The following is a 13,600-nucleotide window of genomic DNA, read 5'->3' on the forward strand; positions in this document are numbered from 1 at the left end:
CGGCCCCGGGAGACCCCGGCGGCGGGCGGGGCGCCATCCAGCCCACCGCACCGAGAGGAGACAGACCCGTGCAGCGCCCGATCGCCGTCAACACCTGGGTGTGGGAGTCCCCCCTCACCGACGCGAACCTGCCCCCGCTCCTGGCGAGGATCGCGGACATGGGCTTCGACGCCGTCGAGCTCCCGCTGGAGAACGTCGGCGACCTCTCGGCCGGGGTCGTGCGGGACGCCCTCGGCGGGCTCAGCCCGCTGCTCGTCGGCGCCATGGCGCCCGGACGCGAGCTCGTCCTGGCGGACGACGCCGTGATCACCCGCACCCAGCACTATCTCAGCGCCTGCATCCGGCTGGCCCACGACATCGGCGCGCCGGCCGTGTGCGGGCCCTTCTACGCGCACACGGGCCGGGTGTGGCGGATGGACGCGGCGGAGCGCGCTGACGCCTACGCGCAGCTGCGGCGCCGTCTCGCCCCGCTGGCCGCCGAGGCCGAGGCCGCCGGGGTGGTCCTCGGCATCGAACCGCTCAACCGCTACGAGACGTCCCTGCTCAACACCACCGCCCAGGCGCTCGAGGCCCTCGGGCCGCTGCTCGGCCACGGCGTGGGACTGGCCCTGGACACCTACCACCTGAACATCGAGGAGCGCTCCTCCGCCGACGCCGTCCGGGCGGCCGGCCCGCACCTCGTCCACGTCCAGGTCTGCGGCAACGACCGGGGAGCCCCCGGCGGGGACCAGACGGACTGGACGGGCATCTTCGACGCCCTGGACGCCGTCGGCTACACCGGCGCCCTCAGCATCGAGAGTTTCACCGCCCGCAACGCCAGCATCGCCACCGCCGCCTCGATCTGGCGGCCCCTGGCCGAGAGCCAGGACCAGCTCGCCGAGGACGGACTGGCGTTCCTGCGCTCGTGCGCCGCCCGGTCCCCAGGAGGACACCCATGACCACCGTGCCCGACCCCGCCGTTCCCCCCGCCCACGGGAGCGCCGCCCTGGGCGTCGCCGTGCTCGGCCACTCCTTCATGGGCAAGGCCCACTCCAACGCCTGGCGCAACGTCAACGCCTTCTACCCCACTCCCCGCGTGGCGCAGAAGCTGCTGGTGGGCCGGGACGCCGGGCACGTGGCCGAGGCCGCCCGGCGGTACGGCTGGGAAGAGAGCGGCACCGACTGGCGGTCGGTGCTGGAACGGGACGACGTCCACGTCGTCGACATCTGCACGCCCGGCCACCTGCACGCCGACATGGCCGTGGCCGCCCTCGAGGCCGGCAAGCACGTGCTCGTGGAGAAGCCGCTGGCCAACACGGTGGCCGAGGCCGAGCGGATGGCGGCCGCCGCGGCGGCCGCCCGGACCCGCGGCGTCCAGTCCATGGTGGGCTTCAACTACCGCCGGGTGCCGGCCCTGGCGCTGGCCCGGCAGCTGATCGCGGACGGCCGCGTGGGCCGGGTCCGCCAGGTCCGGGTCAGCTACCTGCAGGACTGGCTCGCCGACGAGCACGCGCCCATGACCTGGCGCCTGCGCCGGGAGACCGCCGGGTCCGGGGCGCTCGGCGACCTCGCCTCCCACGCCGTCGACCAGGTGCGCTTCCTCCTGGACTCGCCGGTCACGTCCGTCTCCGGGACGCTCACCACGTTCGTCCCCACCCGGACGGGGGAGGACGGCCCCGAGCCGGTGACGGTCGACGACGCCGCCTGGGCCACCCTGCGCACCGCCTCCGGGGCGGTGGTCGGCCTGGAGGTCTCCCGCTGCGCCACCGGCCGCAAGAACGCCCTCGGGATCGAGGTCTACGGATCGCTGGGCGGGCTGCGCTTCGACCTCGAGCGGCTCAACGAGCTGCACCTGTTCGACGCCACCGCGCCGCCGGACACCCAGGGCAGCAGCCGGATCCTCGTCACCGAGGCCACCCACCCCTACGTGGGGGCGTGGTGGCCGGCCGGGCACGTCCTGGGCTGGGACCACACGTTCACCAGCCAGGCCGCCGAGCTCCTGCGGGCCATCGACACGGGGGCCCCGGCCGCCCCCGGGTTCGAGGACGGCCTGGAGGTCCAGCGGGTGCTCGCCGCCGTGACGGACAGCGCGGCGCGCTCCGGCGCCACCGTCCACCTCTGACCCCGCACGAGCGGAGCACCGCTCTCCCCGACCCGAAGGACCGACGATGGGACACCACCGCTACACGCTGTTCACCGGCCAATGGGCCGACCTCCCGCTCGAGGAGGTCGCCGAGCTGGCGGCCGGCTGGGGCTACGACGGCCTGGAGATCGCCGTCTCCGGTGAGCACCTCGACGCCTGGCGGTGGGACGACGACGCCTACGTCCGGGACCGGCTCGACATCCTCGAGCGCCACGGCCTCGGGGTGTGGGCCATCTCCAACCACCTCAAGGGCCAGGCCGTCTGCGACGACCCGATCGACTTCCGGCACGAGTCCATCGTGGGCCCCCGGGTCTGGGGCGACGGCACGCCCGAGGGAGTGCGCACCCGCGCCGCCGAGGAGCTGCAGCACACCGCACGGCTCGCGCGGAAACTGGGCGTGGACACCGTGGTCGGCTTCACCGGGTCCTCCGTCTGGCAGTACGTGGCGATGTTCCCGCCCGTCTCCCAGGACGTGATCGACTTCGGGTACCAGGACTTCGCGGACCGGTGGAACCCCATCCTGGACGTCTTCGACGAGTGCGGGGTGCGCTTCGCCCACGAGGTCCACCCCTCCGAGATCGCCTACGACTACTGGTCCACGCACCGGGCGCTGGAGGCCATCGGCCACCGCCCGGCCTTCGGGCTGAACTGGGACCCCAGCCACTTCCTGTGGCAGCAGATCGACCCGGTGGCGTTCATCTCCGACTTCGCGGACCGGATCTACCACGTGGACTGCAAGGACACGAAGATGCGGACCGGCGGGGGGCGCAACGGCGTCCTGTCCTCGCACCTGCCCTGGGGCGACCCCCGCCGCGGCTGGGACTTCGTCTCGACCGGGCGGGGCGACGTGCCGTGGGAGGACAGCTTCCGCGCCCTCACCGCCATCGGCTACGACGGGCCGATCTCCGTGGAGTGGGAGGACGCCGGCATGGACCGCCTCCGGGGCGCCCCCGAGGCCCTGGCCTTCCTGAAGCGCTTCGACTTCGCCCCCTCCGGCGCCTCGTTCGACGCCGCCTTCCGGCAGTAGCCGGTCCGGGGCGGCACCCGGGCGGCCCCCGGCCCCGGGCGGGCCCCGGTGTCAGCCGAACGGCGTCGTGGACACCGGCGGTCCGCAGGCGCACGATGGAGACCCACACCGCAGGAGGAACCATGGGCGAGGTCGGCCGGCAGGCCACGAAGGCGGCCGACGCCGCGGACGACGCGACGGACTCCCGCGGGTTCGTCCTCGCGGCCCGCGCCGGGTACGTGGCGGCGGGCCTGCTGCACGTCATGATCGGGGTCATCGCGCTGCGCGTGGCCACCGGCGGCTCGGGCTCGGCGGACCAGTCGGGGGCGGTCGCCGCGCTCGCCGGCAGCCCGGGCGGCACCGTCCTGCTGTGGGCGTGCTTCCTCGGCTGCGCGGCGCTCGCCGTCTTCCTGTTCAGCGAGATCTTCTTCGGGGCGACGCAGCGCTCGGACCGGGACCGGCTCAAGCACCGCGTCAAGATGGGCGGCCAGGCGGTCGTCTACGGCGCCATCGGCGCCGTGTTCGGGACCTACGCCCTCGGCGGCACGAGCGACAGCAGCGGGTCCACCCAGTCGCTCAGCGCCCGGCTCATGGCGCACCCGGCCGGCACGGTCCTGCTGATCGCCGTGGGGCTGGGCCTCGTCGTCGCCGGCGCCTTCTTCGTCCACCGGGGCGTGACGAGGTCCTTCCGGGAGAACCTCAAGAGCCTGCCGCCGGGCACGGCCGGCAGGGCGGTCATGTGGCTGGGCACGGCCGGCTACGCGGCCAAGGGCGTGGCCCTGGCGGTGCTCGGGGTGCTCGTCGTCGTCGCCACGGTGCGCAGCGACCCGGAGCAGTCCTCGGGGCTGGACGGTGCGCTCAAGGCCCTCCAGGAACAGCCCTTCGGGGCGTGGATCCTCGGGGCCGTGGCCCTGGGCCTCATCTGCTACGGCGTCTTCATGGTGGTCCGGGCCAGGTACCAGCGGATGTGACCGCGCCCGCCCGGCGCGTCGCCCGGGGTGCCCGGGGCTGCCGGCCGACCGGCCTTCGCGGGGCGCGGCACGAGGACTAGAATGGTCCCATCCGCACCGCGGTCACCTGGGGGACGTCATGTCTGAAGAGCAGCACACCGTCAACGAGGACGCGCCGTCGTCGGGCTACCGCCTCCTGGACCGGTTGAACCAGATCGCGCTCAAGATCTACGGCGCGGCCGATCGCATCGCGCCGGAGACCCACGGCGCCGAGGAGAGCGAACGGGCCCACGCCTGGTACGAGGAGTGCCAGAAGCACTTCGTGATCGAGCGGGACGAGCACGGCAACGAGTACCTCTACCACCGCGACGACTCCCGCGGCGGCCCCCGGGCCGGGACGTCCCGCAACTGACGGCCCCGCCCGCGGCACCGCGCGTCAGCGCATCGCGCGCAGCGCGTCCACCAGCGCCGTGGTGCGCCGGCCGAGCAGCCGCGACAGGTCCCCGGTGACGAGGTCCAGCGCGCCGTCCTCGATGTTGGCGTCCAGGGCCACCAGGAACCGCGCGGTGTTCTCGTCCACGCCCGTCCGCTCCAGCTCCGCCAGGTGCTGCTCGGGCGTGAGCCGCCGGTAGGTCACCTCCCGGTCCAGGACCTCGGTCAGCGCGGCGGCCAGGTCGTCGAAGCTCCACGCCGCGTCCCCCGAGAGCTCGTAGGTCCGGCCCGCGTGGCCGTCCTGGGCGAGGACCGCGGCGATCGCCTCCGCGTAGTCCTCGCGGGTGGCGCTGGCCACCCGGCCGTCCCCGGCACTGGCCAGGACCACGCCGGTGGTCTCCGCGTGCCGCAGGGCCGGCTCGAAGTTCTCGGTGTACCAGCCGTTGCGCAGGATCGTGAACGGGAGCCCGGACGCGGCGATCGCCTCCTCCGTGGCCAGGTGCTCGTCGGCGAGCAGCAGCTTCCCGCGGTCGGCGCCGAGGGCGCTGGTGTAGACCAGGCGGGACACCCCGGCCCGGACGGCGGCGTCGACCGCGTTCCGGTGCTGGGGCACCCGGATCCCCACCTCGCTGCTGGAGATCAGCAGGACCGTGTCCGCCCCCGCGAACGCCTGGTCGAGGGTCGCGGGTTCGGTGTAGTCCGCCCGGACCGTGGCCAGGCCCAGCTCCCGGAGGGCGCCGAGCTTCTCCTCGTCGCGGCCGGCGGCCACGAGGTCCGGCAGCTGCACGTCCAGGCGCAGGAGGGAGCTGATGACGTGGCGGCCCAGCCGGCCGGTCGCGCCGGTGATGACGATGGACACGGTGTTCCTCCCGATGGTGGCCCGGCCGCCCCCGGGCGGGTGCCGACGGGCCCGCCGGCACCCGCCCGGGGCGGCGGTGTGTCCTGTGCAACGGGCGGCGCCCGCGTCGTATTTCCGGCGTGCGGTTCCGGCGGCCGCGGGGCCGATCGCCTCCGGAGGAACCCGGCCTCCGTGTCCGGGGCGGCGCGTAGCCTGGTGCCATGAGCCTCGCCCAGAAGATCAACCGTGTCGTCGCCCCCTTCGAGGTCATCTCCGACTACGTTCCCGCCGGCGACCAGCCCAGGGCCATCGAGGAGCTCGCCGCGAGGATCGAGGCGGGGGAGAAGGACGTCGTGCTGCTCGGCGCGACCGGCACCGGCAAGTCCGCGACCGCCGCGTGGCTCATCGAGCGCGTCCAGCGGCCCACCCTCGTCATGGTGCAGAACAAGACGCTCGCCGCGCAGCTCGCCAACGAGCTGCGGGAGCTGCTGCCCAACAACGCCGTCGAGTACTTCGTGTCCTACTACGACTACTACCAGCCCGAGGCCTACGTGCCGCAGACGGACACCTTCATCGAGAAGGACTCCTCCATCAACGAGGAGGTCGAGCGGCTGCGGCACTCCGCGACCAACGCGCTGCTGACCCGCCGGGACGTCGTCGTGGTCGCCACCGTGTCCTGCATCTACGGCCTGGGCACCCCGGAGGAGTACGTGGCGCAGATGGTCACGCTGCGCCGGGGGGAGGAGATGGACCGCGACGAGCTGCTGCGCCGGTTCGTGAACATGCAGTACGCGCGCAACGACGTCGACTTCCACCGCGGCACGTTCCGCGTGCGCGGGGACACCGTGGAGATCATCCCGATGTACGAGGAGCACGCGGTCCGGGTCGAGTTCTTCGGCGACGAGATCGAGTCGATCTACACCCTGCACCCGCTCACCGGGGAGATCATCCGGGAGGAGACGGAGATGTACGTCTTCCCCGCCTCCCACTACGTGGCCGGCGCGGACCGGATGGCCACGGCCGTGAAGTCCATCGAGGACGAGCTCGCCGCGCGGCTCAAGGAGCTGGAGTCCCAGAACAAGCTCGTCGAGGCCCAGCGGCTGCGCATGCGCACCACGTACGACCTCGAGATGATGGAGCAGATGGGCTACTGCAACGGCATCGAGAACTACTCGCTGCACATCGACGGCCGCCCCCGCGGGTCCGCCCCGCACTGCCTCATCGACTACTTCCCGGACGACTTCCTGCTGGTGGTCGACGAGTCCCACGTGACGATCCCGCAGATCGGCGGCATGTACGAGGGCGACATGTCCCGCAAGCGCACCCTCGTGGAGCACGGCTTCCGGCTGCCCTCGGCGATGGACAACCGCCCGCTGAAGTGGGACGAGTTCCTGGGGCGCATCGGCCAGACCGTCTACCTCTCGGCCACGCCGGGCAAGTACGAGCTGTCCCAGGCGGACGGCTACGTGGAGCAGATCATCCGGCCCACCGGGCTGATCGACCCCGAGGTGGTCGTCAAGCCGACCAAGGGGCAGATCGATGACCTCCTCGACGAGATCAACGCCCGGGTCGAGCGGGACGAGCGCGTGCTCGTCACGACCCTCACCAAGCGCATGGCCGAGGACCTCACCGAGTACCTCATGGAGCACGGGGTCAAGGTCCAGTACCTGCACTCGGACGTGGACACCCTCCGCCGCGTGGAGCTGCTGCGCGAGCTGCGGATGGGCACGTTCGACGTCCTCGTGGGCATCAACCTGCTGCGCGAGGGCCTGGACCTGCCCGAGGTCTCCCTGGTGGCGATCCTCGACGCCGACAAGGAGGGCTTCCTGCGCTCCACGACGTCCCTCATCCAAACGATCGGCCGTGCCGCCCGCAACGTCTCCGGGCAGGTGCACATGTACGCGGACCGGATCACTGACTCGATGGCCACGGCCATCGAGGAGACGAACCGGCGCCGGGAGATCCAGGTCGCCTACAACACGGAGCACGGGATCGACCCCCAGCCGCTGCGGAAGAAGATCGCGGACATCACCGACCAGCTCCAGCGCGAGGAGGAGGACACCCGGGAGCTGCTCGCCCGCCGTGCCGCCGCCGGGAAGAAGACCGCGCCGACCGGGGCGAAGGGCGGGCGGGACGCCGTGGCGGCCGCGGAGGACAAGCTGCGCCGGGACGGGTTCGCGGCCGCGCCGGCCGAGGACCTCACGGACCTCATCGCGCAGATGACGGAGCAGATGCAGGCCGCGGCCGCCGAGCTGCAGTTCGAGCTCGCCGGGCGGATCCGCGACGAGCTCGCGGACCTCAAGAAGGAGCTGCGGCAGATGCAGCAGGCGGGGCACGCCTGAGCCCGCTCCGGCCGGGACAAGGACCCGGGGGCACGCCCGTTCCCGGCGTTCTCCCAGGTTCGGGTAGAGTGCTCTCCGCGTAGGGGAGTATCCCTCAGCGCTGCGGTCGTCAGCACGCCGGGCAACGGAGCCGGGCCGGTCGCAGCGACCGCACCTCGGCACCCGGGCCTCCAGCCCGCCGGGGGCGGTGGAGAGACTTGCGGCTCATCGTGATGCCCCGGTCCGCCCCGTTCCCCGGACGACGCCGGCCCGCGGGCTCACCCATCTCCAAGCGAAAGAACTCGCGTGCACACACAGCTACCCGCGTGGTTCGAGATCGGCTCCTTCGTCGTTCTCGGCTGCATCCTTCTCTTCGACCTGATCATGGTCGCCAAGCGCCCCCACGAGCCCTCCATGAAGGAGGCCGGCATCTGGGTGGGCGTCTACGTGGCCCTCGCCCTCGTCTTCGGCGCCCTGATGTTCGCCTTCGCGGGCGCCGAGCAGGGCACACAGTTCGTGGCGGGCTGGATCACGGAGTACAGCCTCAGCATCGACAACCTGTTCGTGTTCATCGTGATCATGACCCGGTTCGCGGTGCCGCGGAAGTACCAGCAGGAGGTGCTGATGGTGGGCATCATCATCGCGCTGGTCCTGCGCGGGATCTTCATCCTGCTGGGCGCCACGATCATCGCAAACTTCTCCTGGGTCTTCTACCTCTTCGGCGTCTTCCTTCTCTGGACGGCGTACCACCAGGCCAAGGACGACGGCGAGGACGAGTCGGAGGAGAACGGCCTCATCCGCAGGCTGCGCACCGTGGTCCCCATGACGGACCGGTACGACGGCAACAAGCTGCGCACCACCGTGGACGGCAAGAAGCTCTTCACCCCGATGCTCGTCGTCTTCGTGACCATCGGCGTGACCGACCTGATGTTCGCCTTCGACTCCATCCCGGCGATCTTCGGGCTGACCCAGAGCCCGTTCATCGTCTTCACGGCCAACATCTTCGCCCTCATGGGCCTGCGCCAGCTCTACTTCCTGCTCGGCGGGCTCATGGAGCGGCTCATCTACCTCAAGCACGGACTGTCGCTGATCCTGGCGTTCATCGGCGTCAAGCTCATCCTGCACGCCATGCACGAGAACGAGGTGCCCTTCATCAACGGCGGCGAGCACATCGGGTGGGCCCCCGAGATCCCCACCTTCGTGTCCCTCGGCGTGATCGTGGCCATCATCGTGGTCGCCACGGTCGCCTCGATGGTCAGCCCGAAGGGCCGGTCCGCCCACGCCGTCGCCGAGCTGCACCGGGCCATCGAGGTCTACCGGGGCATCCCGGAGGGCACCCCCACCCAGGAGATCCGCATCGTGCAGGCCGAGCTCGTGCAGAAGCACCGTGCGGCCCGCGGCGCCTCGGAACGCTCCGCCGTGGAGCTGCCCGACCTCCACGAGCACACGGGCAAGACCGCGGAGGAGCACCACAGCGAGAGCCGGCACCTGGAGCACGCGGAGCACCGGGAGGCCCGGCACTGAGCACCACCGCAGGCTGAACGCCCGGGACCGTCCTCGACGGCCCGTGCGGGGAGGGGCCCGGTCCGCCGCACGGCGGACCGGGCCCCTGGCCGTGCCGGCCGGGACGTCCGTATAGACTGGGCCGAGCCTAGGGGAGTATCCCTCAGCGCTGTGGACGTCAGCACGTCGGGTGCCACAACCCGGCCGGACGCAGCGGTCGAGCCCAGCACTGGACCGGAACGGTCCGGCGGGAACGGCGGAGAGACTTACGGCTGTCCCGTACTCGACCCCGAAAGCAGAACCATGGAAGTCTCACTCACCGTCTGGATCGTCACCATCGCGGCCATCATCGGCCTGCTGCTCTTCGACTACGTGTTCCACGTGCGCAAGGCCCACGAACCGCAGCTCAAGGAAGCCGCGATCTGGTCCGCGATCTACGTGGGCATCGCCCTCCTCTTCGGCCTGTTCGTCCTCGTCCAGTGGGGCGGCCGGTACGCCGGCGAGTACTACGCCGGGTACATCACCGAGAAGGCGCTGTCGGTCGACAACCTCTTCGTCTTCCTCATCATCATCGCGTCCTTCAAGGTCCCGCGCGAGGACCAGCAGAAGGTCCTGCTGTTCGGCATCACGTTCGCCCTGATCGCCCGCACCGCCCTGATCTTCGTGGGCGCCGGGCTGATCAACCAGTTCGCCTGGATCTTCTACCTGTTCGGCCTCATCCTGCTGCTGACGGCCGGCTCCCTGATCAAGGGCGAGCTGTCCGAGTCCGCCCACGACGAGGCGGACAACTTCATCATCCGCACCGCCAAGCGCTTCATGCACACCTCCGACGAGTACGACGGCGACAAGCTGTTCACCATGGAGAACGGCAAGAAGGTCATGACGCCGATGCTGCTCGTGATGGTGGCCATCGGCGGCACCGACGTGCTCTTCGCGCTGGACTCCATCCCCGCGATCTTCGGCCTGACCCAGCAGACCTACCTGGTGTTCACCGCCGTGGCGTTCTCCCTCATGGGCCTGCGCCAGCTCTACTTCCTCATCGACGGTCTCCTGGACCGCCTCATCTACCTCTCCTGGGGCCTGGCGATCATCCTCGGCTTCATCGGCGTCAAGCTCATCCTGCACGCCCTGCACGAGAACAACCTGGGCTTCATCAACAACGGTGAGCACGTGGAGGTCGTCGAGGTCGGCATCAGCCTCTCGCTGACCGTCATCGTGGGGGTGCTGATCATCACCGTCCTGGCCTCCCTCTACAGCCCCAAGGGCCGGGCCCTGCGCGTGCTCAACGGCCTGCAGACCGTCGCCGAGAAGTACGTGACCCTGCCGCAGGACGCCCCCGCCGGGGAGCGCCAGAAGCTGGCGGAGAAGGCCGCGAAGTACCAGCGGCAGATGCCGAAGATCTCCGACAAGCACCGCCAGGAGCTGCTCGAGTCCGAGAAGCAGTTCCACGAGCTCCTGGACCGCGCCCGCGGCAAGCACCGCGAGTTCGAGCGCACCGGGGTGGGCCCGGAGCCGGACGCCGTGCCGGCCCCGGAGGCCGAGGCCCTCTCCGGTGCCCGGGCCGAGACCCAGGAGTCGGCCGGCACCACGACCCCGGACGCCCCCCGCGGCGGCGGCAGCTCCGCCGTCTGAGCCACCCCATCCCGGTGCCCCGCGCACCGGGAGCAGGAGCCCCCGGCGCGCACCGAGCAGGTGCGCACCGGGGGCTCCGTCGTCGTGGGAGGGACCGCCGGGCGGCCCCGGCTCAGCGGCCCGTCTCGGTGATGGGCCCCACGTTGTCCACGACCACCGCGGGGAAGCCGTCCTCGTCCGAGGCCCGCAGGTCGATGCGGGCGTTGATGCCCCAGTCGTGGTGGCCGTCCGGGTCGTCGAAGACCTGCACCACGGTCCAGAACCCCGGCAGGCCCTCGGGCTGCTCGTCGATCCGGATCAGCCCCGGCCCCCTCGACTGGGGGTCCGTGTAGATGTCCTCGTGCTCGCCGAAGTACGCGTCCATGGCGTCCGCCCACCGGTCCCGGTCCCAGCCGTGCTCGCCGTCGAGGGCGCCCAGGACCTTGTCCTTCTCGTCCGCGAACAGCTCGACGCGCTGGAACAGCGCGTTGCGCACCATGACCCGGAACGCCCGCGGGTTGGACGTGATCACGGGGGGCTGCTCGTCGATGAGCTCCTCGAGGGAGTCCGCGGAGGTGCCCATGGGGGACTCCTCCCCGGCGGCCAGCTTCTCCCACTCGTCGAGCAGCGAGTTGTCGGTCTGCCGGATGAGCTCGCCCAGCCACTCCACGAGGTCCTCGAGGTCCTCCCGGAGCAGGTCCAGGGGCACGGTCTGGCGCAGCGCCTTGTAGGCGTCGGAGAGGTAGCGCAGCAGGATGCCCTCGGAGCGGGCCAGGCCGTAGAACTGCACGTAGTCGCCGAACGTCATGGCGCGCTCGTACATGTCCCGCACCACGGACTTGGGCGTCAGCTCGAACTGCGCCACCCACGGGGCGCCGGTGCGGTACGTCTCGAACGCCTGGGTCAGCAGCTCCTCGAGCGGCTTGGCGTAGCTGACGTCCTCGAGCTCCTTCATCCGCTCGTCGTAGTCGAGGCCCTCGGCCTTCATCGACGCCACGGCCTCCCCGCGGGCCTTCTTCTCCTGCATGTTCAGGACCTGGCGGGGCTTCTCCAGGGTCGCCTCGATCACGGAGACGACGTCCAGGGCGTAGCCCGGGTCCTCCCGGTCCAGCAGGGTGAGGGCGGCGAGGGCGAAGGGGGACAGCGGCTGGTTGAGGGCGAAGTTCTCCTGCAGCTCCACGGTCAGCCGCCAGGTGCGGCCCTCCTCGTCGGGCTTCGGGAGCTTCTCGACGACGCCGGCGGCGCGCAGCTCCTTGAGGATGCCGATGGCCTGCTTCAGCAGGGCGCGCTGCCGCGGCCGCGTCTCGTGGTTGTGGGTCAGCAGGTGCCACGCCGCGAGCACCGGGTCCCCGGGACGCTGCAGGAGGTTGAGCAGCATCGAGTGGGTCACCGTGAAGGACGAGGTCAGCGGTTCCGGGTCGGAGGCGACCAGGGTCTCGAACGTCGGCTTCCCCCAGGACACGAAGCCCTGCGGCGGCTTCTTCCGCACCACCTGCCGCAGCTTCTTCTGGTCGTCGCCGAACTTGGCGTGGGCCTTCTTCATGGCCTTGTTGTTCTCGATGACGTGCTCGGGCGCCTGGACCACCACGGTGCCCGCGGTGTCGTAGCCGGCACGCCCGGCCCGGCCGGCGATCTGGTGGAACTCGCGGGCGTTGAGCCGGCGGGTGCGCTCGCCGTCGAACTTGGACAGCGCCGTGATGACCACGGTACGGATGGGCACGTTGATGCCCACCCCCAGGGTGTCGGTGCCGCAGATGACCTTGAGCAGCCCCGTCTGGGCGAGCTGCTCCACGAGCCGGCGGTACTTGGGCAGCATCCCGGCGTGGTGGACCCCGATGCCATGGCGGACCAGGCGGTTGAGGGTCTTGCCGAAACCGGCCGAGAAGCGGAACCCGGCGATGAGCTCGCCGATGCGCTCCTTCTCCTCCTTCGTCAGCACGTTGACGGACATCAGGTTCTGGGCCTGGTCCATGGCCTGCAGCTGGGAGAAGTGCACCACGTAGACCGGGGCCTGGTTGGTGCTCAGCAGCTCCTCGAGGGCCTCGTGGATGGGGTCCTCGGACCAGTAGTGGTGCAGCGGGATGGGCCGCTCCGCGGAGGACACCGTCGTGGTCGGGCGGCCCGTGAGCTCCGTGATCCCCTCCTCGAAGCGGGAGACGTCCCCGAGCGTGGCGCTCATGACCAGGAACTGTGCCTGGGGCAGCTCCAGCAGCGGCACCTGCCACGCCCAGCCGCGCTGCGGGTCGGAGTAGAAGTGGAACTCGTCCATCACCACGGGCCCCACGTCCGCGTCCGTGCCCTCGCGCAGGGCGACGTTGGCGAGGATCTCCGCGGTGCAGCAGATGATGGGGGCCGCGGCGTTGACCGCAGAGTCCCCGGTGACCATGCCGACGTTCTCCGCGCCGAAGATCTCCACGAGCGAGAAGAACTTCTCGGACACGAGCGCCTTGATCGGGGCGGTGTAGTACGAGCGCTGCCCGGCGGCGAGACCCGCGAAGTGCGCCGCGACGGCCACCGTGGACTTCCCGGACCCGGTCGGGGTCGCGAGGATCACGTTGGATCCGCTCGCGAACTCGAGCACGGCCTCGTCCTGGGCGGGGTAGAGCTCCATGTCCCGGGAGGCGATCCAGCCGAGGAACCCCTCGTAGACCTCGTCCCCGGACAGGGCGTTGGTGGCGAAGTCGCCGCGGTAGTACGGGTGGCCCGGGGTGCCGAGCTCGGGGGAGAGGGCTTCGAGGAGTTTCATCGTCCTCCACTGTATCGGGACGGCGCGCCCCGGCCCGTGCCGGTTCCGCGCCGCCGGGGCCCGCGCGAGGA

Annotated in this window: 9 protein-coding genes and 1 pseudogene; 8 read left to right on the top strand and 2 right to left on the bottom strand. The window is 71.2% G+C overall.

Annotated features, from left to right (window positions below):
- Positions 1-68 precede the first annotated feature (68 nt).
- The 5 genes from ACP7CD_RS04780 to ACP7CD_RS04800 all read left to right on the top strand — a co-directional run bounded on the left by ACP7CD_RS04780 (position 69) and on the right by ACP7CD_RS04800 (position 4,490).
- A complete protein-coding gene (locus ACP7CD_RS04780; protein WP_426119204.1) occupies positions 69-938 on the top strand; it encodes a sugar phosphate isomerase/epimerase family protein in 870 nt (289 codons plus the stop codon).
- Positions 935-2,101, top strand: a complete 1,167-nt coding sequence (locus tag ACP7CD_RS04785) for a Gfo/Idh/MocA family protein (protein WP_426119206.1) — start codon at positions 935-937, stop codon at positions 2,099-2,101. The genes ACP7CD_RS04780 and ACP7CD_RS04785 overlap by 4 nt, the downstream gene beginning before the upstream one ends.
- Positions 2,102-2,147: 46 nt before the next feature.
- Complete coding sequence (locus tag ACP7CD_RS04790; RefSeq protein WP_426119208.1) at positions 2,148-3,149, top strand: sugar phosphate isomerase/epimerase family protein; 1,002 nt, start codon at positions 2,148-2,150, stop codon at positions 3,147-3,149.
- Between the two features lie 95 nt (positions 3,150-3,244).
- Positions 3,245-4,099 (top strand): DUF1206 domain-containing protein, encoded by an 855-nt coding sequence (locus ACP7CD_RS04795; protein WP_426119210.1) that lies wholly within the window; start codon positions 3,245-3,247, stop codon positions 4,097-4,099.
- 118 nt (positions 4,100-4,217) lie between these two features.
- Positions 4,218-4,490 carry a hypothetical protein gene (locus ACP7CD_RS04800; protein WP_426119212.1) on the top strand — a complete coding sequence of 91 codons (273 nt, stop codon included), beginning with the start codon at positions 4,218-4,220 and terminating at the stop codon, positions 4,488-4,490.
- Positions 4,491-4,514: 24 nt separating this feature from the next.
- On the opposite strand, the gene ACP7CD_RS04805 is transcribed toward ACP7CD_RS04800, so the two are convergent.
- A complete protein-coding gene (locus tag ACP7CD_RS04805; RefSeq protein WP_426119214.1) occupies positions 4,515-5,369 on the bottom strand; it encodes an SDR family oxidoreductase in 855 nt (284 codons plus the stop codon).
- Positions 5,370-5,569: 200 nt separating this feature from the next.
- Between ACP7CD_RS04805 and uvrB the strand changes: the two genes are divergently transcribed.
- The 3 genes and pseudogenes from uvrB to ACP7CD_RS04820 all read left to right on the top strand — a co-directional run bounded on the left by uvrB (position 5,570) and on the right by ACP7CD_RS04820 (position 10,804).
- Positions 5,570-7,690, top strand: a complete 2,121-nt coding sequence (gene uvrB, locus ACP7CD_RS04810) for an excinuclease ABC subunit UvrB (RefSeq protein ID WP_035923984.1) — start codon at positions 5,570-5,572, stop codon at positions 7,688-7,690.
- Positions 7,691-7,975: 285 nt separating this feature from the next.
- Positions 7,976-8,965, top strand: a pseudogene (locus tag ACP7CD_RS04815) (TerC family protein); the annotation flags it as partial.
- Positions 8,966-9,475: 510 nt separating this feature from the next.
- Positions 9,476-10,804, top strand: coding sequence for a TerC family protein (locus tag ACP7CD_RS04820; RefSeq protein WP_017832823.1), 1,329 nt, complete (start codon positions 9,476-9,478; stop codon positions 10,802-10,804).
- 112 nt (positions 10,805-10,916) lie between these two features.
- Here the strand turns inward: ACP7CD_RS04820 and ACP7CD_RS04825 are convergent, their stop codons facing one another.
- Positions 10,917-13,529 (bottom strand): DEAD/DEAH box helicase, encoded by a 2,613-nt coding sequence (locus ACP7CD_RS04825; RefSeq protein ID WP_426119216.1) that lies wholly within the window; start codon positions 13,527-13,529, stop codon positions 10,917-10,919.
- Positions 13,530-13,600 lie beyond the last annotated feature (71 nt).

The organism is Kocuria sp. LHG3120 (assembly GCF_049897445.1).
GTDB classification, from domain to species: domain Bacteria; phylum Actinomycetota; class Actinomycetes; order Actinomycetales; family Micrococcaceae; genus Kocuria; species Kocuria rosea.

What these genes read in the sequence shown, in the direction of transcription:
- ACP7CD_RS04795 (WP_426119210.1), top strand. Translation starts at nt 3,245, where the DNA reads ATGGAGACCCACACCGCAGGAGGAACCATGGGCGAGGTCGGCCGGCAG.
- uvrB (WP_035923984.1), top strand. Translation starts at nt 5,570, where the DNA reads ATGAGCCTCGCCCAGAAGATCAACCGTGTCGTCGCCCCCTTCGAGGTC.
- ACP7CD_RS04790 (WP_426119208.1), top strand. Translation starts at nt 2,148, where the DNA reads ATGGGACACCACCGCTACACGCTGTTCACCGGCCAATGGGCCGACCTC.
- ACP7CD_RS04820 (WP_017832823.1), top strand. Translation starts at nt 9,476, where the DNA reads ATGGAAGTCTCACTCACCGTCTGGATCGTCACCATCGCGGCCATCATC.
- ACP7CD_RS04785 (WP_426119206.1), top strand. Translation starts at nt 935, where the DNA reads ATGACCACCGTGCCCGACCCCGCCGTTCCCCCCGCCCACGGGAGCGCC.
- ACP7CD_RS04800 (WP_426119212.1), top strand. Translation starts at nt 4,218, where the DNA reads ATGTCTGAAGAGCAGCACACCGTCAACGAGGACGCGCCGTCGTCGGGC.
- ACP7CD_RS04825 (WP_426119216.1), bottom strand. Translation starts at nt 13,529, where the DNA reads ATGAAACTCCTCGAAGCCCTCTCCCCCGAGCTCGGCACCCCGGGCCAC.